Genomic DNA, 22,722 nt, shown 5'->3' on the forward strand with positions numbered 1-22,722 from the left:
AAATAGCCTAGGAAGGCGAATATAAAAACTTACAATAATTGCCCTACCTTGTGTAGGGCTTTTTTTGTGCCGTTATTAATTTCAGAATTAAAAAAAGCATATGAAATAATTTTAAGTTAGCTGTTATTGACTAGTTTTGCAGGGTATAGGGTGCTAGATTAACTGTTCTAAAAATTAAATCTCACGCAATGAATTTTAATTTTTAATGAATTAGGTATTTCTTATGACTCAAACAGTGGAACAAACAATGAAAAAAGTAGGATTAGTCGGATGGCGGGGCATGGTTGGCTCTGTATTACTAGAGCGTATGCAACAAGAAAATGATTTTGCTCATATCGACACCACTTTTTTTACCACCTCGCAAACAGGTCAGCTTGGCCCCGATTTAGCAGGTCCTGCAAAGCCATTACTAGATGCAATGGATTTTGACTCACTGGCAAAAATGGACATTATCATTACTTGTCAAGGTGGGGATTACACCAAAGCTGTGTACCCACAATTACGTGAAGCAGGTTGGGACGGCTATTGGATTGATGCAGCGTCTGCTCTTCGTATGAGCGACGACAGTATTATTGTACTAGACCCTGTCAATAAAGATGTGATTGAACAAGGCCTTGAGCAAGGCGTTAAAACGTATGTGGGTGGTAACTGCACAGTTTCATTGATGTTATTAGCGCTGGGTGGTTTATTTGAGCAAGATTTGATTGAGTGGGTTAGCCCAATGACTTATCAAGCAGCCTCAGGTGCCGGTGCTCGCAATATGAAAGAGCTGATCGCGCAAATGGGCTCTATCCACGCAAGTGTGGCTGACAAATTAGCCGATCCGCAAGCGGCTATTTTAGAAATTGATAAACTCGTCACACAGCAAATAGCGTCAAGCGATTTACCACAAGATCAATTTGGCGTGCCACTTGCGGGCAGCTTGATCCCTTGGATTGATGTACCAATGCCATCAGGTCAATCAAAAGAAGAATGGAAAGCGCAAGTTGAAGCAAATAAAATTTTAGGTTCATCTAAACAGCCGGTGCCAATTGATGGTTTATGTGTGCGTATTGGCGCAATGCGTTGTCACTCACAAGCGATGACCATTAAACTACGTGAAGATATCAGTGTTGAAAAAATTGAACAAATCTTAGCGTCACACAATGAGTGGGTTAAAGTTATCCCGAATGAGCGTGATATTACGGCTACAGATTTAACTCCAGTTAAAGTCACTGGCACGTTAAGTATTCCGGTAGGGCGTATTCGTAAATTAGCAATGGGCCCTAAATACATTAGTGCGTTCACCGTTGGTGACCAATTATTATGGGGTGCTGCAGAGCCACTTCGCCGCATGTTACGTATTATTGTTGACGGCCAAGGTTAAGATTTTTTGATTATTAAAGCGGGTGTTATGAGTTTATAGCGCTCATAAAACTGTTTTGAGTTTATAAAAGCACTGAATGCGATTGCGTTTAGTGCTTTTTTTTATTGATTGGCTGTCTTAGCTTGGTAACTGCACCGCTACAAAGTGATTTTACTCGGCGACTGTAAGCACATCACAAATACCTGATCCAAAGGGGGTTTAAGGATTTTAGTGGTTTTGAAATCATTTTCTTGCTGCCAATGCTTTTCGCGCCTATATTAATAGAAAAGTTGGGGCGTACTGAATGAATATTTCAAGAAAACTTAAGTTATCGTTTGCGTTAGCAATCGTGTTACCACTATTAATTATTGCTTCACTGGTTATTACTCAAACTCGAAATCAAGCACTCGATAACTTTGAAATGCTCAGCGACCGCGAAGCAAGTCAAGTTGATAATGCTATGCAGATGTTTTTCTCTGAGATTGAAAAAAACGTCGACTTTTTAGCCTCTCATCCAGATGTTGTATCCGCACAAAAAGATGTCAAAACCTATGTTTCATCGAATTCAGCTACGCAGCTTATGCATACTCAAGGCACTAGCACGGAAGCTAATGCTTATCAGCTATTTAATCACTTTGGTGAAACTCACTCTGGGCTTGCTTATATTTATATGGGCAATGAGCAAGGCGGCTATATTCAGTGGCCAGAGGGGGAAGTAAATGCCAAGTATGATCCTCGCCAAAGACCTTGGTACACGGCTGCTAAGCAAGCCAATGGCAATGCTATTCGCACCAACGCCTATTATTGGGAAATAGATGACACTGTCATTGTCTCAACAGTCAAAGCAATTAAAAATAACGGGCAAATAGTGGGTGTGCAGGGCATGGATGTGTCTTTGCAAGGACTTACCGATATTATCGCAAATATAAAACTTGGCGAAACCGGTTATCTGATGCTGGCAGAAGACAGTGGCAATATTTTAGTTGACCCTAAACACGACAATTATCGCTTTAAACAGTTAGGTGAAGTTGCAAATGGCACATACAAAGTATTGGCAAATAACCGCGATGGCCAATTTGAACTTAATTTAAATGACACCGTTTATTTAGTAAATATTTTCAGCTCGAATAAACTTGGCTGGAAATACATTGCCTTGGTTGAAAAATCTGAAGTGATGGGACCAGTTAACACGATGACATAGACCATTTTGGGGCTCAGCCTATTATTGATTGTGGTTTTTATCGCGATTGCCAGTTACATCTCTAAATTAATTGCCGGTCCAATCGTTGAAGTGAGCGATGGCCTAACTGAAATTTCACAAGGTGGCGGTGATTTAACCAAGCGATTAGTGATCAAAACCAAAGATGAAACGGCAAAACTTGCCAATAGTTTTAATTTATTTTTAAACCTGATTGCGGAGCTGGTTACGCAAATCAACGAGTGCGCTAAAGATGTCTCTGATGCATCGCAGCAGACCTCGTCACAAGCAGGGCAGTTAACAGGGGCAACTTCACAACAGCAACAAGCACTGGAAATGGCTGCCACGGCAATTAACGAAATGGCTGCGACCGCCAATGAAGTGTCGGCAAGTTGTGCTAATGCTGCTGATCTTGCAATGCAAACGCAACAAGCGTCAGAGCTTGGTCAATCGGTGATCACACAAACAGTGCAAAGTGTTGAGCAACTTTCTGTGGTGATCACCAAAGCCAGTGCTGATATTTCGCAGCTTGACGCTGAAAGTGAAAACATCATGTCGATTTTGAATGTTATTCGCGGTATTTCAGAACAAACAAACTTACTTGCGCTCAATGCCGCCATTGAAGCTGCAAGGGCTGGAGAGCATGGCAGAGGCTTTGCAGTTGTAGCCGATGAAGTACGCGCATTATCGCAACGTACTGCTGAATCAACGCAAGAGATTGCATCACAACTTGATAAGCTACGTAGTATGTCTGCGCAAGTGTCCAATGAAATGAACCGCAGTCTTGAAAGCACCCATAAAACAGTGGAGCTATCGCACTCGGCGCAGCAACAGTTTGCTGAGATCACCACATCGATTGCAACTATCAGTGATTTAAACACACAAATAGCGACCGCAGCTGAAGAGCAACAACATGTCGCGGAAGACATTAATCGTAATGTTACAGAGATAAAAAATGTTGCTGATGATGTCAGTGATATTGCTAATGCGACTCATGAAAATGGCGATAAAATGAATCGACTTTCGTCAGTATTAACCGAGTTGGTAGGCAGATTTAAAGTGTAACTAATAGGCCAGCTAAGCTGGCCTATTTTTAGTGACTTATGAACGTTGATTTTTAATCAATTGTGTAAGCTCTGTAACTTGCGCTTTGAGCTCATTAATTTGCCCTTGGGTTGCGGGCAGAGAATCAATATCAGCTTGCTCTTCTCGGGCATTGCGATGCTCTTCTGACATCACCTCAAGAATTGCACCTACCATCATGTTTAAAAACACAAACGCTGTTAAGAATATAAATGTAAGATAGTAAATCCAGCTCAGTTTATAGACCGCCATGGTTTCGTACATGACATCGGTCCAATCCTCAAAGGTTGCAATCCTAAACAAAGTCAGCATTGAGATTGATACATCACCCCATAGAAATGGGTTTATATCAGCAAATAACATACTGCCCATCGCGGCATAAATATAGAAGATCACAAACATTAACAAGGCGATATAACCCATTTGTGGAATGGCTTTTAATAATGAGTTAACCAGTAAACGCAGTTCTGGGATCATCGAGACTAATCGTAGTACACGGAATATACGCAGTAAGCGAGCTATAAATATGGTTGATCCCGCAGCAGGGTATAAGCTACCTACAACGATAATGAAATCAAAAATATTCCAGCCTTTGCTAAAAAAGTCTTTGAGACCTTTGCTTGCTACATAGCGAATAATAAGTTCGATTAAGAAAAACACGGTTATGCCAACATCCATCCAATGCAACGCAAACTCTACAGTTGGGTGTAATGAATAGGTATGCGCACCAACGGTCAGTGCTGAGACAACAATAACGGCAATAACAAATGATTGAAATATTTTACTTTTATCGATACGCTGGAACAGCTCTTGTAACTGCGACAACATCATAATGAGCCCTTAACGGTTAGTGATATAAAACGTCTGCAATATACAGTAAAATCACCAAGGATGAATTACTTTTCCAGTTAAAAATGTAAGGAATTTTTAATGCTTTTTAATAAGCTAAAATATGTCATCGGTGCTGTGATAGCACTTTTCTTAACCGCTTGTAGTACCGATGCGCGATATCACGAAATTCAATCTGCCCGACTAGGAGAATGTAGTTACATGGCAGATAAAGAGTACCATGAATGCGTAAAACGCCAGCAAGATAGCTACGACGAATATAAAAAGAGCAGAACAACTGAGCACGCAGAAAAAAATGACTAAAACAGAAAAGCAATTGGACAAAGCACTTCGTAAAGCTCTAACCATAGCTTGTGAAAATATAAAAGATCAGTGTACTGGTTTTAGTCACTTGACCCATGCCGTTAATCTAAAAAAAATACATGACAGCTTGCATGTGAGTTGTTTTTTTATCGATGAACTATCACTGTCAGAGGCGACTGAACAGCAACAATTACCCGCTATTGAAAATGAGATCAAAGCACAGCTTTCAGCCATTAACATTAAGTCACCGACAATAAGCTTTTGAGCGAACTTACTTATGATTAGCGTATTTTCAAATTTATCTAACAAGCAGAAACAATACAGTTTAATTGCTGACAATTACCTTAGCTGCATATTAGATGGTAATGGTCAAGGGTTTGATTTTCAGATATCGGGTAGTGCCAGTGAGATAAATACGCATCTAGTATCAATTTTAACTACTAATGAACGACAAGCTATTGTTATTAGCTTTGTTTGATTTGGTATAGCGTTCACATGCAGCTATAATCCAACAAAATAGTAAAAGAGATCCATTATGGCAGTACCTACTCGTTCGCAAATTACTCCGGGCACCGAAGTCAACATTGTTTTAAAAGAAGATCAACGTAGCGGCACATTAACACAGGGAGTTGTTGAGCGCCTTTTGACTAAATCACCTAATCACCCCCATGGCATTAAAGTGCAATTAGAAGACGGCCAAGTAGGGCGAGTGAAAGAGATCCTGTCATGAGCGCACTTTCATCTAGCGAGTTTTGGCAATTAGTAACGGTGGAAGATCGAACCGCGGAGCCTGAGTCGGTAAGCGAACGATTAAAAGCGTTATTAAGCGACTTGACTGACGAGCAGCTGATTGAGTTTGATAAGCAATTTAGCCTTTGTATGCGCCAAAGTTATACCTGGGAATTATTTGGTGCGGCATTTGTAATGGCTGGCTGTAATGATGATTATGGCTTTTCAGAATTTCGCTGTTGGTTGATTTCTCGTGGTGAGGCCGCTTTTAAAGCCGCACTTGATAATGCCGATTCTCTAGCTGATTGTACTCCTGTTTATCATTTAAATGAGCAGCCTTATCCGTATTTAGATGAATACGACTTAATCGCGGGTTTATTGTACGAAGAGCGAAACGAAGACGAATTGCCGTTTGTACCGTCAGGCCTTGAACAGCCACAAGGTAAACGCTTTAAAGATAAGCCTAAATTTTTAAAGTTGGCTTACCCGCAACTTTTTGCTAAGTATTGGCAGTAATACGTGATTTTATTCAATAGCTTAGATAAGTGTTTAGGTTATTGATGTTATTTTAATTATTGTAGTTATGCTATGCTGATGTTACACACCATGAATAGTTAGGTTTTTAATGCGTTATAGTGAAGTACTATTGTATGCCGTTTGCTTATGTATGAGCGCGTTAGGCAACGCTAAAACTGAGTTGCCCAGTAATAAAAGTCAGTTTATTTCTTTGTTGAATAGCAAAGTGGGCAACTATCAATTAGTGGCCGGTGCTGCGGAGCAATGCGCGCCTGGGTCGCTGGCATGGCTTGATGACAGTAATCCTGATCTGGGCTTTAAACTTGGCAATAGCATCATCTTTAATGCCCTGCATAATGGTACGCAAACCAATAAAGTGGCAAACTTTTGTTTAGTGACCACTAAATATAAATATACAACGCAAAGCATCATTTTATCGCTGCGCCATACGCGTTGTGAAAACGACAGCGATAACCTTGATACGAGTCAGACCCTGCGATTTATTGCTGATAGCCGCCTACACTATAGCGTAGAAGACAGCGATACCGTTTGTCAGTTTGAGTTACAGCGCTAGCAACACGCTATCTTCGGCAAGTGTTGCCAGCGGGTTGTATAGTGGGGCGATAAAAAAGTGCGCTTCATATGCCATTGGTTAGTTTGTTGCTGACTGGCAAGCGTTAAGCTATCTGTACCGTAACGTTTGTTGACCGCATCTAAACAGGTCATCAAGTTAATATTATCTGTTTTTTGATTAAATAAATCTTGTTGCTGAAACTGCGCAGTGCTTATCTCTAATGCCCCAACCCCACATTTATAATACCGTACACCCACTTGATACAGTTGCTCGAAAATAGCGGTTACGGCATTAGCAAAAATAGTACTGTCGGCACTCGCGTGAGGGAGTTCATAAATAAGCGATTGCTTTGTGTAATGTTGCTCATGGGGTGAGCTGGCAATAAACAGCAATAATCGCTTAGTGACTGAGTGTTGGGCGCGTAGCTTACGTGCAACAATCATGGCATGACTCACTAACGCTGTTTTTAAAGCAATAGGGCAGCTTAACCTAGTTGCAAAACTGCGGGTTGAAAATATCTCCCGCTTATTGTGCTTCACGTCATCCCAGTTTAAGGTTGGGCGGCCATTTAACTCATCAACTGTACGGGCAAGTACCACACTAAATAAGCGCTTCATATGGGATGGGGATTGCTGGGCTAAATCGAGTGCACTGTTAATATTCATTAGTTTTAATTTTTTAGCCAAACGCCTCCCAACTCCCCAAATATCGCCTACATCCATGGCTGCTAATATTGTCGTACGCGATTGTTCGTCATCAATCACGGCCACCCCATTAAAGCCACTGAGTTTTTTTGCGGCATGATTTGCGGCTTTAGCCAATGTTGGCGTAGGACCGAAGCCAACTCCAACGGGTAGTTTAGTTTCGCGCCACACAGTACGGCGAATTAACTGGCCGTACTGGTGCCAGTCATTAATGAGTGGGGTAAAGCCGTTAAAGTGCAAAAACGCTTCATCAATCGAGTACACAAACTGATTATCACAAAAGCGACTGATGATATTCATCATTTTATCGCTCAAGTCGGCATACAGCTCATAGTTAGATGAGCAAATAACCACATTATGTTTGGCTAATAAATGTTTAACCTTAAAATAAGGCTGAAACTTAGGGATATTGAGCCGTCGTGCAATAGGGCATATTGCACAGATACAGCCGTCGTTGTTAGTTAGTACCACAACCGGCTTAGTACGCAAAGCAGGGTTAAACACTTTCTCGGCGCTGGCATAAAATGCCACTGCATCCACTAAGGCATACATTGATGTAACTCAGGATTTGCACGGTGTAACCGGATAGAAAGGGTGACAACGCCTTCTAGTTGAAATTCATCTTCTTGGGTTAATTGCACTGGACCATATAAGGGGGATGCCGACAGTAAGCGTGCATTGGTTTTATCAAGCAGTTTACAGACAAATAAACCATTTAAATTAGCCACGATCACATCATTATTTTTGGCATCGACAGCGCGATCGACCAAGAGTAAGTCACCGTCAAAAATCCCTACACCTTGCATTGACTCACCAGAGGCAACCCCAATAAAGGTGGCATCGGGGTGTTTAATCAATAATTGGTCGAGGGATAACCCCAGCTCTTTGTACTGCGCGGCAGGTGATTCAAAGCCACAAATACCCGCTTCGATATAAATAGGAATAACAAGCATAAATAATTAACCAAACATATACACTGTATAAGTGTACAGTATATGTGTTTTAGTTAACTTATGCCAAGTAATGGATCTGCGATCACTGCATATTTTTAATCATTTTTTGAGCTGTATCTAAAAAGTCATTGATTTGTTGAGGATTTAAGTTTTTGCACATTTGCTCATTCACATGCTGTTCGGCGTTTAATAGTTTGTCATAAAGAGCATGACCTTCAGCGGTAAACGATAAGATAAAGCATCGCTTATCGTGCTCACTGGCATCTTTGTCAATCAGTTTTAATGTAATTAGCTCTTTAACTAAGCGTGCTATTTGCGCCTTGTCGCGCTGGGTTTGATTCACAATATCGTTAGCAGTGCAGTGAGTTGTCGCAGCAATAATATGCAGGCAACGCACATGCATCGCGTTTAACCCAAGCTCACCTGCATTAATGGCTTCGCGTATGGTAACGCGATAATTTTGCATTAAAGCAAATAATGTATTGGCCAATGAAGAGTTCATAATAAATCCATAATGGTTGACAATGTCAATTAAATTGCCATAGTTGATTTTATCAACCAATGGGGCGTTGTGCAATTAAACAATGAATTAATCGTATGAGGAGACAAAAATGACGAGAAGAGTACGTCGTGCAACTGTGATCAGCATAGCAGATATAGCCCCGCATTTAAGACGTTTGGTGGTTGGATCTGATGAGTTTTATGATTTTCCAGCGGATCAACTCGGTGCTTATGTAAAAGTATTACTGCCGCATTATGGTAAAGATGAGGTCGAAATTGACCTTAAAGCTACTAATCCTGCACCTAAACGCTCATATACGATTAGAGCGATAGATAATATTAACCATACAATTACCCTTGATTTTGTGGTTAATCAACATAAGGGTATAGCAACTAATTGGGCTAAACAGGCCAAACCTGGCGATAAGTTAGCTATTGCAGGACCGGGTCCTAAAAAGTTAACTGATTTTAGTCAGTCTCAGTATTTAATGATTGCTGACTTAACCTCTGTGAACGCAATTAATGGGTATTTGCAGCAACTACCGGCAAGTGCCGCTGTTGATGTGATCATCCATGTTGCTGACTCACAAGATATCATCACACTAGATACCATAGAGGCACATACTAAGCACCGTATTAAGTGGCTGGTTACAACCAAGCCACAAATAGCGTTAGTGGAACAAGTCACGGATTATTTAAATCAGTACACTGACACGCCATTAATTTTTATGGGGCTTGAAGGTTCACTGGTGCGCACAATCCAAAGTATTGCAAAAGAGCAGTTTGCTGTGCCGAGTGCAAAAATAGTGTGTTCTGCGTATTGGAAGCGTGGCATTGATGCGGATGGTAAACCAGCGCCTTAGTGATAACGCTAATAAGTTGCGATGACTACCGTGATGAATTCGAGTGCATACCCATGAGAGGAAGTATACTTAAACAAAATAAGCGTCTCACAGCATTTATTTTAAATAAGTATACTTAGGTATGCACTCAGGTTTGGTTATCGAGCGTTAAAGAGTGTTATAACTTAAACGGCTCGCTTGTAAATTTATGGTTTTGTGTTTCTTTTTGAAGCTCTTTTTGCAGCTCTGCAAGCACTTTAGTTGGCTGCCAGTTACCTTTAAACACCCATTGCTCTAATGAGGGTTCTGTAAACTGTGTGTGTTGAGCTTGGGTTATATTGGTTGCTAGCCAAGGAAACTTGATTGGGCTCTGGTTGGCATAAAAGTAATAACGGGCGCCATAATAGTTGGCACGATTACGTGAGACATCGTCATAGGTTTTCTTAAAAATAGCCTTATCAGCCATACGCTCAGAAAACTGATTGTTGAATAAATAAAACTGCGCATCATAGTGATGACGACCAAGCCAAAAGTTTTCTACACCGTCAAATGTACTGCTTGCGACCACTAGTTTTTGTTCCGAGTCCAGTTCACCGTCATGCCACAAGGTTGCCGTTTGTTTCAGGTTGAAAAACGTTGAGTGCTCGATAAGCGCTGCACCACGTGGGCAAACCATATCCGTTGCCCCAGTGAATGAGCAATAAGAGTGGTAATAAAGGCCATTTTCTTTATTCCATAAGCTTAACGTATCAGCACCATCGGCGGTAATATCACATTGATGCAATATGATCCGTGTGGCGTTTTCAAAACCGCGAATAGCAAACTGATGATCATGGGTGTTATGTAAGCGACCATAATTATTGGTAACACTAAGATTAACAATATTAATATCGCTACCTGCTATATTGATCACTGCCGCGCCCCAATCACTGTCGTGATTTTCACGCCAGTTGTTACGCAGCTGCGCATATTCGATACGGGTATCGCTAAGCGAACTGCCAACTAAACTGAGGTTATTACGGGTGATGTACAGTTTTTCTTGGTATAACCCTGGAGCAATCAAGATAATTACAGATTTAAATTGGCTGCTGGCATCAATAGCACTTTGAATTGTTTTAAACGCTGTTGGCTGTTTTTTATCTACATACAAGATGTTGCTTGATTCAGTGCCAATGGGTGGCGTTGCCGCTATTGCTGCTGTCACTAAGTGAGCGCAGGCAATCATTAAACTAAGATACACAATAAACTGTTTTCTCATCGTCAAAGCTAACCCTTTATTGTCTGTTTGATTGTTGCAGTGTCAATTTCGACAATAGCCCCACGCTTTTGGATCACTTGGGCAGCCAGTAAATTACCCGCTTGCGCACATTGTGCTATGGACTTATCTGTGAGCCACTGCGCTAAAAAACCAGCATTAAATGAATCACCCGCAGCAGTGGTATCAACGACGTTTGCTATTTTTACAGTGCTAAACAGCTCAACTGAAATAGAGTTATCTGGGTGTTTTTTACTGTACTGACAACCATCTTCCCCGAGTTTTACAATGACTTCATGAGCGCCTTGTTGGTGCAAACGTTCGGTACATTGTGCAACACTGCTGTCTCCCCATAATTGTGCTTCGTCATCAAAGGTCACTAATGCTAAATCTGCCAGCGCATAGGCTTTATTATTAGCAAGGTGGCAGTGCATTTTGCTTGTCCATAGTGATGGGCGGTAGTTGCTGTCATAAATAATCATGATCCCTTGCTGTTTTAGCTGTGCTAGATGGCTGAGCAAGGTATGGCAATCTTGCTCAGGTAAAATTGCTAATGAGATCCCTGATAAATAAATAGCGTCAACTTCAGCAAGGTTAGTAAGTACTTTAGTAAAGTCAGCATGTTGCACTAAGTATTTAGCCGCTGAGTCACTGCGCCAATACTGAAAAGTTCGCTCGCCAGAAGCATCATTTTGGATCATATACAAACCCGGTTGTTTGTTATGACTGAGCAGCACATTATCGGTATTAATATGATGAGCTTGCCATTTATCGATTAATGCGCGGCTTAAGGGATCAGTACCCATAGCACTGACGTAATTGACATTTACCTCATTGGCTGCGAGTTTTTTTAAGTAAATGGCGGTATTCATGCTATCGCCGCCATAATTTTGTTGCATAGCAGTAAATGGTTGGCCGCTTAGCTCAACCATACACTCGCCAATAATTGCGATGGACTTAGGGGTCATTTATAAGGTCACTCCTTTTTTCCAAATCGCGACTTCACGAATATCGTTTATTTCATTGCAAGTTGGTTTACCGTTAACAATATCAACTAATAACTGCACGAATTCGCCGTGCACTTGTTCCATTGTGACATCGTTAATTAATACACCTGCATCAAAGTCAATCCAGCGCTTTTTCTTATTAGCAAGCTCTGAATTTGTGGCAATTTTTAACGTTGGCACAAAGCCACCATAAGGCGTACCGCGGCCAGTGGTAAATAACACCATATGACAACCAGCCGCACCGAGCGCGCTGGTGGCGATAGGGTCGTTACCTGGCGCATCCAAGAGGTTTAACCCTGGCACTTGTAAGCGCTCGCCATAATGTAATACCGCTTGTACTTTGCTGGTGCCAGCTTTTTGCGTACAACCCAATGATTTATCTTCTAAGGTGGTGATACCGCCTTTTTTATTGCCCGGTGATGGGTTTTCATAAATAGGTTGATTATGCGCTTTGTAATAACCTTTAAAGTTATTCACCATGCTAACTAATTTATTAAAGGTCTCTTCGTCTTTACAACGCGACATTAATAGGGTTTCAGCACCAAACATTTCAGGTACTTCGGTCAGTACTGTGGTACCACCTTGGGCAATTAAATAATCAGAAAAATAACCTAACATGGGGTTAGCAGTGATCCCCGATAGGCCATCACTACCACCACATTCAAGGCCAAATTTCACCTCTGATAATGTGCCTGGTTGGCGTTTATCTTGTTTTACTTGCGCATAAATTTGTTCAAGTAAAGCCACGCCTTCTTCAATTTCATCGTCAGCTTGTTGGGTGATCAAAAATTTAATTCGGCTGTCATCGTAATCACCTAAACCATCACGAAAGGCAGGTAATTGGTTGTTTTCACAGCCTAAGCCAACGACTAAAGCACCACCGGCATTAGGGTGCAGTGCCATGTTTTGTAGCAGTATCCGTGTTGTGTCTAAATCATCGCCTAGTTGAGAGCAGCCAAATTGGTGAGGGAACGCATAAATGCCATCTATCTCTAACTGCGGGTTACGTTGTTTAAACTCTTTGATCATTTGATTGATCATGCCATTAACGCAGCCTACTGTAGGGATCAACCAAATTTCATTACGAATACCGACTTCGCCATTTTGACGACGGTAAATATTAACAGCAGGTGAGGGCGTTGCTTCACTTTGCTCAATAAACTCAGGAATATATTGATAATCTAACTCATCATTAAGCGTGGTTTTAACGCAGTGGGTATGCACCCAACCGCCTTTTTGTATATTCTCTAGAGCAAAGCCTATCGGCGCACCGTATTTAATAACGTTTTCTTGTTTATTAATATCACGTAGCGCTACTTTATGGCCTTTATCGATGTTCTCATTGACTAAGAGCTCTTCGTTATCAACGGGCAGTATTTCACCGGCACTGATATTGCGCATTGCAATAGCAACATCATCGGTTGGATGTAATTTTATTAGTGCTTTCATGTTATTGGCCTAATTGTTTAGTAAGCGTAGCGGCAACACCGTCGGTGAGCATAGTACGTAGGTGAGTTGTAACGGTGGCAGTTAATTCAGGAAGTTCATTTAAATCACTTTCCCAATGCCATTTTGCACCTAACACTTGTTCTACAAGGGCTGTTAATGACAATGCATTGTTATCAAAGTCATGCCAAAGGGTATTAAATAATTCTAACCATTGTGGTGCGTCACTCAATTCAATCGGTTGGTCATTACGTAGGCCTTTATACATTAAAATTTGCCCTGCAATAGCCAATGCCATCATATTTGGCACCGCGTTATTAGTTGCTACATAAGTGTGTAACTGCGGCAAAATACGAGTTTTAAACTTAGTCATACTGTTAAGCGAAATAGACAGTAATAAATGGCAAATATACGGATTTCTAAAACGGTTTAGTACATCATTGGCAAAGCGCTTTAATTCATCTTCCGGTAAATCAAGAGTAGGAATAATCTCTGCAAAAATTAACTGGGTTAAGTATTTTTCAAACAAAGGATCAGCCAGCGCCTCGCCCACTGAATCGATGTTTGCCATATAAGCCAGCGGCACTAGTGCGGTATGAGCACCATTTAAAATCCCCACTTTTTGTTGTTTATAGGGTGATATATCATCAACAATTTTTATATTTAGGTCACTGTCTTGTAAGCAGAGTAATTCTGCTAGATGCTGCGGCCCTTGAATAACAAATAAATGGAAGTACTCAGCAGTCACCATAAAGTTATCTAAATAACCGAGTGACTCTTGCAGTTGTTGATGCTCATCACGTGGAAATCCAGTGACAATGCGGTCAACTAAGCTTGAACAAAAGTGGTTAGCCTCACTAAGCCAGTTTGAAAACGCTTCAGGTAGTTGCCAAAGCTGGCAGTATTGAAATACGATTTCTTTGAGTTTCTCGCCGTTATAGTCAATTAGCTCGCAAGGGATGATCACCATGCCGCTGTCTGTTGAGCCATTAAAATGATTAAAGCGATGAAACAACCATTGGGTTAATTTAGCTGGAAATGCTTTAGCAGGTGAGTCATTGAGTTTATCTGTATCAATGTACTCAATACCGGCTTCCGTGGTATTTGAAAAAATAATTTTCAGATCAGGATTTTCTGCCAACGCCATATAACGAGGGAAGTCTTTATAAACTGGAATTTCTTCATTGATTGAGCTGATAATACGGTGATCTGCTACGGTTTCACCTTGCTCATTTAAGCCGCGAATAATGGTGGTATACAAGCCATCTTGAACATTAAGTAAAGGAATTGCGTCGTAATCGATAGGACGAATAACTGCAACACCGGCATTTAGATCACTTGTTTCATTGAGTTTATCAATTTGCCAATCGATAAATGCACGCAAGAAATTTCCTTCACCGTATTGCATTATTTTTGTTGGGTATTTGTTTTTATTAAAGTTTTTTCTATTTAGTGCTTGCATAATATGAACCTATAAACGTGATATGGGCTGATTGATTTTTACATCTTAGCTATATTTGCCACCGGTGGCAAATAATATTTGACAAATTGCCACCGGTAGCGAAGAATGGGTGTTAACAAGTTTGGTTAATTCGATTTACATTGAATTAGTAATTAAGCAATAAATAAATTTACAGGAACTTAAAATGACAGCCACTTTATTTGATCTTACTTCAAAAACAGCGTTGGTGACCGGTGCAAGCCGTGGACTAGGGCAACAAATCGCAGTGGGCTTAGCAGCTGCTGGCGCCAAGGTTATTTGCAGTAGTAGTAAAGAGCACGGCTGCCAAGCAACGTGTCATATGATCAAAGAGCGCGGTGGTGAGGCGTATGATTATGCAGCAGATTTAAGTAATGCGGATTCAGTGAATGCCTTAGCAGCTACAGCCTTAGCTAATCATGGCGGTATTGATATTTTGGTTAATGTTGGCGGCACAATATTTCGCAGCCCTGCGGTAGATTATCCGTATGATCAATGGCAGAACGTGATGAAAGTAAATCTCGATGCTAGCTTTTTATTAGCACAAGCTGTAGCGCCAAATATGATCAAACAAGGCTTTGGCAAAATAGTTAATATTGCTTCAATGCTTTCATACAGCGGCGGTATGACAGTGCCAGCTTATACAGCAAGCAAACATGCGGTAGCGGGTTTAACTAAAGCATTAGCAAATGAGTGGGCTCAGCACAATATTCAAGTTAATGCTATTGCCCCTGGTTATTTTAGAACCGATAACACCCAAGCCTTACAAGATGATGCCACCCGTAATAGCGAAATTGAAAAACGCATTCCTGCAGGGCGTTGGGGTGAAGCAGAAGACTTAATTGGTTCAGCCATCTTTTTATCATCAACAGCCAGTGACTATGTCAATGGCCATATTCTTGCTGTTGATGGTGGCTGGTTAGCACGATAATTTTTAATTTTAGGTAGCAAGTTATGAGTACAGAAATAGAGTCACGTTACGCTGTCGGGCCAAATGAAGTTAAAGGCTATGACACACAACAATTAAGAGATGAGTTTTTGGTCGAGAAACTCATGCAAGAGAATAAAGTTTATTGGCTATACACTCATTATGAGCGGTTTATGGTCGGCAGCGCAGTACCAACAAGTACGCCTCTGACACTAGAGACGGTAGATAATTTAAAAGCCGCAAACTTTTTAGCTGGCCGTGAACTTGGGGTCATTAATGTCGGTGGCAGTGGCACTGTAACTGCCGATGGCCAACAGTTTGAGCTTGGCTATAAAGATGCCTTGTATTTAGGTAAAGATACCAATGATGTGGTATTTAAAAGTGATGACAGTAATCATCCAGCGAAATTTTACCTTAATTCTGCACCAGCTCATCACAAATACCCAAACAAGTTAGTAACTCGCGATGATGCCAATGTATTGCATTTAGGTGCGCTTGAAACCTCCAATGAGCGCGATATTAATCAAATGCTGATCAATACCGTGGTGCAAACATGCCAATTGCAAATGGGCTTAACCGAGTTAAAGCCGGGGAGTGTCTGGAATACCATGCCTGCTCATCAGCATGATCGTCGTAACGAAGTGTATTTTTACTTTGAACTTCCGAAGCAGCAAGCTGTGTGTCACTTTATGGGCGAACCGAGTGAAACTCGCCACCTCTGGGTACATAACGAGCAAGCCGTGGTGTCGCCGCCATGGTCAATTCACTCTGGTGCTGGCACACAAAACTATAGCTTTATCTGGGGTATGGCAGGTGAAAACCTTGACTACGACGATATGGATAAATATCAACCGAGCGAGCTGAGATAATCAGCTCATTTGAGATCAAATAGCGATAAGAAGAAATAATAATGAATAGAAATCTTCTCATAAAGATAATGCTGGTTTTTTCGTTATTTTTGCTTAGTAGCTGTAGCGATGATAAAAAAACGCTGCGACTGACCATGGCGCATACACTCGATACTCGCCATGTGGTGCATCAAGCAATGGAATATATGGCCGAACGTTTGGCGTTTTATTCAAATGGCACAATGGAAATTGTTATTTATCCAGGTGGCCAACTAGGATCAGAGCGTGAACTTATTGAATTACTGCAAATAGGCAGTTTATCCATCACTAAAGTATCGGCAAGTCCACTCGAGGGCTTTGTACCAGAGATGAAAGTATTTGGTATTCCGTATTTGTTTCGTGATAGCGAGCATTTTTGGCGGGTGCTAAAAAGTGACTTGGGCACTGAGTTACTTAATAAAGTAGCTACAGCAAGGCTCAAAGGCTTAGGTTATTACGATGCGGGCAGTCGTAGTTTTTACACTACCAATGGTGCGATTAATACCCCGGATGATTTAATCGGTAAAAAAATACGGGTATTAAATAGCCCAACAGCAGTCGCTACAGTACAAGCGTTAGGCGGCGCAGCTGCACCGATTGCATGGGGTGAATTATATGCCGCATTGCAACAAGGGGTCGTGGATGGCGCAGAGAATAATCCGCCAAGCTATTACCTATCTCGTCATTATGAAATTGCTAAATATTATTCACTGGACGAACACACTTTCGTGCCAGACGTTATTTTAGCAAGTCTAGATGTGTGGAATTCGCTCAATAGTGAACAACAGCAGTGGTTAACCCAAGCCATGGCTGATTCTGTAGAGTATCAACGTTCACTGTGGCAAAACGCATCCGATGAAGCACTTAAAGCGGTGATTGCTGAGGGCGTACAGGTGACCTACCCAGATAAGCAAGCGTTTCAAGATAAAGTGGCTGATTTTCATGCTTCGTTCGCTAATACAGCGGTTGCAGAGCATATTAAAAAAATAAAAAGCATGTAGAGGCACACAATGCGACAACTAAACACACACTTAAATCGCATCATCGAGCGATTACTGATTTTAGCCATGGTAGCGATTGTAACCGTTGTCTGTTGGCAAGTATTTTCACGGTTTATTTTACGTGCACCCAGCTCATACACAGAAGAGTTAGCCCGCTTTTTACTGATTTGGATCGGAGTGTTAGGCGCGTCCTATGCGTATCGCACCAAAGCCCATTTAGGGCTTGATCTTTTTTATCAGAAAATGATCCCATCACTTAGGTATAAATGCTCCTTTGTGATTGAAATTTGCGTGTTATTCACTGCATTGAGCATCTTGGTTTATGGTGGTAGTCGTTTAATGATGTTGAGCTTTGAGTTAGAACAAACGTCAGCAGCATTAGGTATTAACATGGGTTACGTGTATATCGTGTTACCGCTAAGTGGGGTGCTGATTGTAATAAACTGCATCGAAAACTTAGTTAATTACACACAGCAAACATTCAAGGAGCAAGCATAATGGATTTAACTGCAATTGTATTAATCGTTTGTTTTTTTGTATTGTTATTTATCAATGTGCCTATTTCTTTGTGTATTGCGCTGTCAACTTTAGCGGCGCTGTTAATGCATATCGATTTCACACCAGCCACCACTACCATCGCCCAACAAATGGCAGGGGGTATTGATAGCTTTGCATTACTCGCCATTCCGTTTTTTATTCTATCAGGTTTGATAATGGGCCAAGGCGGCATTGCTAAACGGCTAATTGAATGTGCGATGGCGATGATCGGCTTTTTACCTGGCGGTTTAGCACTGGTGAATGTTATGTCGTGTATGTTATTTGGGGCAATTTCAGGCTCGGCCGTTGCGGCAACCTCAGCGATTGGTAGCTTTATGGTGCCTGAAATGAAAAAACATGGCTACAGTGCCAGTTTTGCGGCGGCAGTGACTGCCAGTGCAGCCACCACAGGTATGCTAATACCACCGAGTAATATTCTAATTATCTATGCAATTGCCAGCGGTGGGGTGTCGATTGCTGCTTTGTTTATTGCCGGTTACTTACCGGGGATTTTAGTCGGGCTGGCACTGATGATTGTTTGTGCAATCTACTCGATTAAAAATAATTACCCAGTAACCGCACGTTTACCATTTAAGATTGTGCTTGAAAAAATACTCGCTGCTTTACCGAGTTTATTGCTTATTTTTATTGTTATTGGCGGCATTATTGGTGGCGTATTTACGGCAACCGAAGCCGGGGCTATTGCGGTTATTTATGCGTTAGTGCTGTCGGTGTTTATTTATCGTGAAATAAACCCTGCTGAGTTACCAGCTTTGCTTTTAAAAGCATGTGAAACAACGGCCATCGTTATGTTGATTATTGCGGCATCGTCGGGCATGTCATGGTTATTGTCATACACGCACATTCCGCAACTGGTCAGTGAGTTCTTTTTAACGCTCAGTGATAATCCATTATTAATTTTACTGCTGATCAACCTGATATTGATTTTGGTTGGGGCGTTTATTGATATGACACCTGCTGTGTTGATATTTACGCCGATATTTTTACCGGTAGCTGAGCAGTTTGGTATGTCACCAATTCAATTTGGTATTATGATTGTGCTTAACTTATCAATTGGCTTAGTGTCGCCGCCGGTAGGCAGTGTATTGTTTGTCAGTTGTGCGGTGGCAAAAACATCACTGCATAAAATCATCAAGCCAATGTTACCACTGTATGGCGTGATGTTTTTGGTGTTAATGCTGGTGACCTATGTGCCGGCAATTAGTGAAACGTTACCTCGCTTATTTGGGCTAATAGAGTAACATTAACTGAAATTGAAAACGGCACTAAATGGAACTAAATTAGTTCCATTTTACTTTTATAATCAGACTATTCTTATTCCTTAACCGGAACACTGTTAAGGGATTAACTATCTAGATGTACAGGTTATTTACTTTCATTGAGAGAACCGCTGACTAGAGACTTTTATGAACCTAGGGTTAGTGTTAAACTTTGATTACATCCTAAAACAGGAACTTTTATGTCAGTAACGATTAATGATGTGGCGAAATTGTCCGGTGTGTCGAAACGCACTGTATCGCGCGTGATCAACCGCTCTGGGGCAGTTGGCGAGGCTACCCGTGAGCGGGTTTTACAAATAATAAAAGAAGTTGGCTTCTCACCAGATAAACAAGCGCGTGGCTTAGCATCTAGTCGTTCTTACTTATTAGGTTTGATCTACGATAACCCCGATGCACTGTACATTGACCAAGTTCAACGTGGTGCATTAAGTGTGTGCTCCGAGTTGGGGTATGAGCTGGTTGTACATCCAAGTTACTCTAAAAGCGCTGAATTTATTGATGATTGTTTGTCATTTATCTCGCGTTCTAAACTCGATGGTGTCATTATTTTGCCACCGGTATCAGAAAATAAAGAACTTGCCGCTGCTATTCGCGATGCGGGTTGTCCTTATGTGCGTTTAGCATCCGTTGATTTAGATGATGCTGACAACATTGTTGTCTCTGATGAGCGCGCGGCGATGAAAGAAATGGCCAGCTACTTAGTTGAGCTTGGTCATAAAGACATTGGTTTTATCTCTGGTCCGCAAGTGTATCGTTCATCAATTGAGCGTTTGGCGGGCTTTTTGGCCGAGTTACAAGTGTGCAATGTGCAATTGCCCGCGCATCGTATTGTCGAAGGTAAAAACAGTTACGAAAGTGGTATTGAGTGTGCTATGAGTTTATTAAGCACCGAGCCGCGCCCAACAGCCATTGTTGCTAATAATGATGAAATGGCCGCAGGGGTGTTACGTGTTGCTAATAACCTGAATATCAAAGTACCGGATGAGCTTTCGGTTGCAGGCTTTGATGATAACATTTTGGCTTCACGGATTATTCCATCGTTAACCACCATTCGCAGGCCTGTGCAGAATATGGCGTGCTTAGCGGTGCAAAAGTTAATTAATAAAAGTCAGTCAACTCAAAGCGAACGTGTAAAGCTTGATGAAGTGATCACTCCCTATTTAGTGAAGCGCGAATCTACTAATAGATGCGTTAAATAGCATAGATAAACCCCCTTAACCTCTTGCTTGCAGAGATACAATACGCCTTACTGACAGTAGGGCGTTTACTTTTTGTAATGTCTCGGACACATTTTGAGTGGTGCAAGTCCTGCCACGTTTGACTCTAATATCAATTCAAAAACTTTAACTTTATGATGCCTTCAATCTGATGTTCATTGTTTAAAAGTTAGGACAATGAGATGGATAAAAAAATACCCTTGCTGTGCGGGGCAAGGGTATTGGTAACTATCAAATTGTTTCAAAGCAGCACTTGGCTGCTCTCATTACAATTATTGAATGGTAATTTCATCCAATGTGATAGTGGCTTCACTTTCCGTTCTGATAGTGATGAATGAAGTATCAGTGGCTACCAATCCATCGACTGTATAAGTTTGACCAGGGATGAGTTCTTCAAGTTTTACTGAATAAAACTTTGATGATCCGCCATGGATTGAATTTGCGCTGCCAGAGGTATTATTATCAACATATATCTGGAAGCTCTTGGCGGTATTACCTGTTACATCTGCCACTGTAAAGCTCACTTGATAGCTGTTACTCAAATCAAGTAAGCCCGTCGTGCTTGCATCTGCTGAGGTTGTACTTACAGTTGGTGTAGTATTCGCAATACTAATACGCGCACCGGTCATGGTTAATTGCCCTGCAGATACTTCCACAGTGCCAGTAACACGGTGGAAAAGTGGGGTACCTGAGCCTGCTACGCCAGATAAATCACGGTAACTATTGCTAAAAAATTCGTCAGTATTCGCTGCTGAGAAGTTTTCAGTAAATGGTAAACCAAGAGGCTGTTGTACTGGCGGCCTAAGGGATCCCCAGAAATAATCATTAAGTTTCAATTACATCACTCACATCCATATTTTTCCAATCGAGTTGCACTACCACCTGTACGAAATAGGCTAGTCCTGCCAAATAATCTCGCCGTCGCAGTTTAATGGACTGTTTTTTGAAGTATCGCAGCCCAACAAATGCCCATGACACTACTCGTCTTTTTTTGGTTGAATTAGCTTGAAAAGCGCCTGTCTTTCCTGCTTTGTCTATCACTGCCCCCAGCATCATTGAGAACCAATGAGCCAGTGTGGCAAGCAGCAACAGTATGTCTAATCGATAGAGTTTGTTTGTCCTGTGCAGATCTGAGCCTAAGCCGAACCTAACACTTTTTTGATCTCGAAATCCTGCTTCTATCTGCATTCTCATACCATATAATTTGAGTACTTTTTCGAGAAAGTGGTGCCTCTTTGGAAGAGAAGAAACGAGTAGCCAAGGCTCCTTATAACCACGTTTTTTATCTCTTTTTAATAACTTATGTCCCTTGCCAACCAGCACTGCATGAGTTTGATATTTTGCACTTTTGGTCAACTCGGTCGCGCCAAGATACTGGCTCTTACGTTGATTGCTCTTGAATAGTGACTGGCATGGAACAAACTCATCGCTGCCCTGCGTTTTCAAATGTGCCGTACCTCGAACCCGGCTGATATAATGCCAGCTATTGTTCCGCACGGCTTTGAGCCAGGGAACTTTAAAGCCCGCATCCGTCACAATGACGGGGCGGCAATCACTCGGCAAGATCAGTTTGAGCATCTTTAAGAACCGTTTTTGAACTTTTGGGCAATGATACTGAAAACTGAATGCACTTTCCTGATACAGGGTCAAAGAACGACCTTCACTGGCAATGCTGGCACGCAGAATACAGTATTTGGTTTGTGTATCTGCATGACTCCAATCAACCAAAATGACGGGATGCTTTTCAGTGACCACAAAACGGCTTAAGCGAACATAAACCGATGTCGACTCACGCAAAAGCTCGTGGTTATTGAGTAGTCGATCAATACGTTTAATATCATGTTTTTCAGTTGTTTTTGAATCCAAATTGCGACCAATAGATGTCAAGGTGCATTGCTGACAGTGCAAAAGAGATTTAACGGCAGCGACTAGAGTATTAAATCTGGCTTTATGAATAGAGTTAGGGGTGACAGCGCGGAGCATATTGTGCAAAATAGTAGACGCATTCATGGTGTTTAGTTCTGTTGTTTTTAAGCGATTCATAAGATCACAAAACACCATGAATG

General features: G+C 41.4%; 25 protein-coding genes. 15 read left to right on the forward strand and 10 right to left on the reverse strand.

Annotated elements, in window-relative coordinates:
* Nucleotides 1-223: 223 nt before the first annotated feature.
* The 3 genes from asd to NDQ71_RS21295 all read left to right on the forward strand — a co-directional run bounded on the left by asd (nucleotide 224) and on the right by NDQ71_RS21295 (nucleotide 3,608).
* Nucleotides 224-1,366, forward strand: a complete 1,143-nt coding sequence (gene asd / locus NDQ71_RS21285; protein WP_192541035.1) for an aspartate-semialdehyde dehydrogenase — start codon at nucleotides 224-226, stop codon at nucleotides 1,364-1,366.
* A 283-nt stretch (nucleotides 1,367-1,649) separates the two neighbouring features.
* Nucleotides 1,650-2,546 (forward strand): cache domain-containing protein, encoded by an 897-nt coding sequence (locus NDQ71_RS21290; RefSeq protein ID WP_225736507.1) that lies wholly within the window; start codon nucleotides 1,650-1,652, stop codon nucleotides 2,544-2,546.
* Nucleotides 2,547-2,552: 6 nt separating this feature from the next.
* Nucleotides 2,553-3,608, forward strand: a complete 1,056-nt coding sequence (locus NDQ71_RS21295) for a methyl-accepting chemotaxis protein (RefSeq protein ID WP_225736508.1) — start codon at nucleotides 2,553-2,555, stop codon at nucleotides 3,606-3,608.
* 36 nt (nucleotides 3,609-3,644) lie between these two features.
* Here NDQ71_RS21295 and NDQ71_RS21300 read toward each other — a convergent pair whose 3' ends face one another.
* Entirely contained in the window at nucleotides 3,645-4,454 is an 810-nt protein-coding gene (locus tag NDQ71_RS21300) for an ion transporter (protein ID WP_192541055.1), read from the reverse strand.
* A 102-nt stretch (nucleotides 4,455-4,556) separates the two neighbouring features.
* Between NDQ71_RS21300 and NDQ71_RS21305 the strand changes: the two genes are divergently transcribed.
* The 5 genes from NDQ71_RS21305 to NDQ71_RS21325 all read left to right on the forward strand — a co-directional run bounded on the left by NDQ71_RS21305 (nucleotide 4,557) and on the right by NDQ71_RS21325 (nucleotide 6,597).
* Nucleotides 4,557-4,778 carry a hypothetical protein gene (locus tag NDQ71_RS21305; protein WP_064664900.1) on the forward strand — a complete coding sequence of 74 codons (222 nt, stop codon included), beginning with the start codon at nucleotides 4,557-4,559 and terminating at the stop codon, nucleotides 4,776-4,778.
* Entirely contained in the window at nucleotides 4,771-5,043 is a 273-nt protein-coding gene (locus NDQ71_RS21310; protein WP_064664899.1) for a hypothetical protein, read from the forward strand. Before NDQ71_RS21305 ends, NDQ71_RS21310 begins: the two co-directional genes overlap by 8 nt.
* A gap of 270 nt (nucleotides 5,044-5,313) precedes the next feature.
* Entirely contained in the window at nucleotides 5,314-5,508 is a 195-nt protein-coding gene (locus NDQ71_RS21315) for a YwbE family protein (protein ID WP_064664897.1), read from the forward strand.
* The gene (locus NDQ71_RS21320; protein ID WP_064664896.1) at nucleotides 5,505-6,023 is read left to right on the forward strand and encodes a DUF4240 domain-containing protein; all 519 of its coding nucleotides are present in this window, start codon (nucleotides 5,505-5,507) and stop codon (nucleotides 6,021-6,023) included. Before NDQ71_RS21315 ends, NDQ71_RS21320 begins: the two co-directional genes overlap by 4 nt.
* Before the next feature lie 109 nt (nucleotides 6,024-6,132).
* On the forward strand, nucleotides 6,133-6,597 hold the full coding sequence (locus NDQ71_RS21325) for a hypothetical protein (protein WP_064664895.1): 465 nt from the start codon (nucleotides 6,133-6,135) through the stop codon (nucleotides 6,595-6,597).
* Here the strand turns inward: NDQ71_RS21325 and NDQ71_RS21330 are convergent.
* The 3 genes from NDQ71_RS21330 to NDQ71_RS21340 form a co-directional block, all read right to left on the reverse strand.
* Complete coding sequence (locus NDQ71_RS21330; protein WP_192541036.1) at nucleotides 6,594-7,853, reverse strand: Y-family DNA polymerase; 1,260 nt, start codon at nucleotides 7,851-7,853, stop codon at nucleotides 6,594-6,596. The genes NDQ71_RS21325 and NDQ71_RS21330 overlap by 4 nt on opposite strands.
* Nucleotides 7,841-8,254 carry a LexA family transcriptional regulator gene (locus NDQ71_RS21335; protein WP_064664888.1) on the reverse strand — a complete coding sequence of 138 codons (414 nt, stop codon included), beginning with the start codon at nucleotides 8,252-8,254 and terminating at the stop codon, nucleotides 7,841-7,843. The genes NDQ71_RS21330 and NDQ71_RS21335 overlap by 13 nt, the downstream gene beginning before the upstream one ends.
* A gap of 82 nt (nucleotides 8,255-8,336) precedes the next feature.
* Nucleotides 8,337-8,756 carry a MarR family winged helix-turn-helix transcriptional regulator gene (locus tag NDQ71_RS21340; protein WP_192541037.1) on the reverse strand — a complete coding sequence of 140 codons (420 nt, stop codon included), beginning with the start codon at nucleotides 8,754-8,756 and terminating at the stop codon, nucleotides 8,337-8,339.
* 109 nt (nucleotides 8,757-8,865) lie between these two features.
* Between NDQ71_RS21340 and NDQ71_RS21345 the strand changes: the two genes are divergently transcribed.
* On the forward strand, nucleotides 8,866-9,618 hold the full coding sequence (locus NDQ71_RS21345) for a siderophore-interacting protein (protein WP_192541038.1): 753 nt from the start codon (nucleotides 8,866-8,868) through the stop codon (nucleotides 9,616-9,618).
* A gap of 157 nt (nucleotides 9,619-9,775) precedes the next feature.
* Here the strand turns inward: NDQ71_RS21345 and NDQ71_RS21350 are convergent, their stop codons facing one another.
* From NDQ71_RS21350 to NDQ71_RS21365, 4 genes are read right to left on the reverse strand one after another with little or no spacing between them, the layout of a single operon-like run.
* The gene (locus tag NDQ71_RS21350; RefSeq protein ID WP_301562696.1) at nucleotides 9,776-10,855 is read right to left on the reverse strand and encodes a pectinesterase family protein; all 1,080 of its coding nucleotides are present in this window, start codon (nucleotides 10,853-10,855) and stop codon (nucleotides 9,776-9,778) included.
* 8 nt (nucleotides 10,856-10,863) lie between these two features.
* Nucleotides 10,864-11,820 (reverse strand): sugar kinase, encoded by a 957-nt coding sequence (locus NDQ71_RS21355; protein ID WP_192541039.1) that lies wholly within the window; start codon nucleotides 11,818-11,820, stop codon nucleotides 10,864-10,866.
* Entirely contained in the window at nucleotides 11,821-13,308 is a 1,488-nt protein-coding gene (locus tag NDQ71_RS21360; protein WP_192541040.1) for a UxaA family hydrolase, read from the reverse strand. It abuts the gene before it with no gap.
* A gap of 1 nt (nucleotide 13,309) precedes the next feature.
* Complete coding sequence (locus NDQ71_RS21365) at nucleotides 13,310-14,767, reverse strand: tagaturonate reductase (RefSeq protein WP_064664883.1); 1,458 nt, start codon at nucleotides 14,765-14,767, stop codon at nucleotides 13,310-13,312.
* A gap of 184 nt (nucleotides 14,768-14,951) precedes the next feature.
* Between NDQ71_RS21365 and NDQ71_RS21370 the strand changes: the two genes are divergently transcribed.
* The 6 genes from NDQ71_RS21370 to NDQ71_RS21395 all read left to right on the forward strand — a co-directional run bounded on the left by NDQ71_RS21370 (nucleotide 14,952) and on the right by NDQ71_RS21395 (nucleotide 20,638).
* Complete coding sequence (locus NDQ71_RS21370; RefSeq protein WP_192541041.1) at nucleotides 14,952-15,716, forward strand: SDR family oxidoreductase; 765 nt, start codon at nucleotides 14,952-14,954, stop codon at nucleotides 15,714-15,716.
* A gap of 23 nt (nucleotides 15,717-15,739) precedes the next feature.
* Complete coding sequence (gene kduI / locus NDQ71_RS21375; RefSeq protein ID WP_086999156.1) at nucleotides 15,740-16,582, forward strand: 5-dehydro-4-deoxy-D-glucuronate isomerase; 843 nt, start codon at nucleotides 15,740-15,742, stop codon at nucleotides 16,580-16,582.
* A gap of 41 nt (nucleotides 16,583-16,623) precedes the next feature.
* Entirely contained in the window at nucleotides 16,624-17,601 is a 978-nt protein-coding gene (locus NDQ71_RS21380) for a TRAP transporter substrate-binding protein (RefSeq protein WP_225736510.1), read from the forward strand.
* 9 nt (nucleotides 17,602-17,610) lie between these two features.
* Nucleotides 17,611-18,099, forward strand: coding sequence for a TRAP transporter small permease (locus tag NDQ71_RS21385; RefSeq protein ID WP_192541042.1), 489 nt, complete (start codon nucleotides 17,611-17,613; stop codon nucleotides 18,097-18,099).
* Nucleotides 18,099-19,400, forward strand: a complete 1,302-nt coding sequence (locus NDQ71_RS21390; protein WP_086999165.1) for a TRAP transporter large permease — start codon at nucleotides 18,099-18,101, stop codon at nucleotides 19,398-19,400. The genes NDQ71_RS21385 and NDQ71_RS21390 overlap by 1 nt, the downstream gene beginning before the upstream one ends.
* 218 nt (nucleotides 19,401-19,618) lie before the next feature.
* A complete protein-coding gene (locus NDQ71_RS21395; RefSeq protein WP_086999168.1) occupies nucleotides 19,619-20,638 on the forward strand; it encodes a LacI family DNA-binding transcriptional regulator in 1,020 nt (339 codons plus the stop codon).
* Nucleotides 20,639-20,928: 290 nt separating this feature from the next.
* On the opposite strand, the gene NDQ71_RS21400 is transcribed toward NDQ71_RS21395, so the two are convergent.
* Together NDQ71_RS21400 and NDQ71_RS21405 are read right to left on the reverse strand one after the other, a co-directional pair.
* Complete coding sequence (locus NDQ71_RS21400; RefSeq protein ID WP_301562697.1) at nucleotides 20,929-21,492, reverse strand: hypothetical protein; 564 nt, start codon at nucleotides 21,490-21,492, stop codon at nucleotides 20,929-20,931.
* Nucleotides 21,482-22,699: an IS4 family transposase gene (locus NDQ71_RS21405; RefSeq protein ID WP_301562645.1), complete on the reverse strand. Its 1,218-nt coding sequence runs from the start codon at nucleotides 22,697-22,699 to the stop codon at nucleotides 21,482-21,484. Before NDQ71_RS21405 ends, NDQ71_RS21400 begins: the two co-directional genes overlap by 11 nt.
* Between the last annotated feature and the right edge of the window lie 23 nt (nucleotides 22,700-22,722).

It is taken from the genome of Pseudoalteromonas sp. KG3 (genome assembly GCF_030436385.1).
GTDB classification, from domain to species: domain Bacteria; phylum Pseudomonadota; class Gammaproteobacteria; order Enterobacterales; family Alteromonadaceae; genus Pseudoalteromonas; species Pseudoalteromonas prydzensis.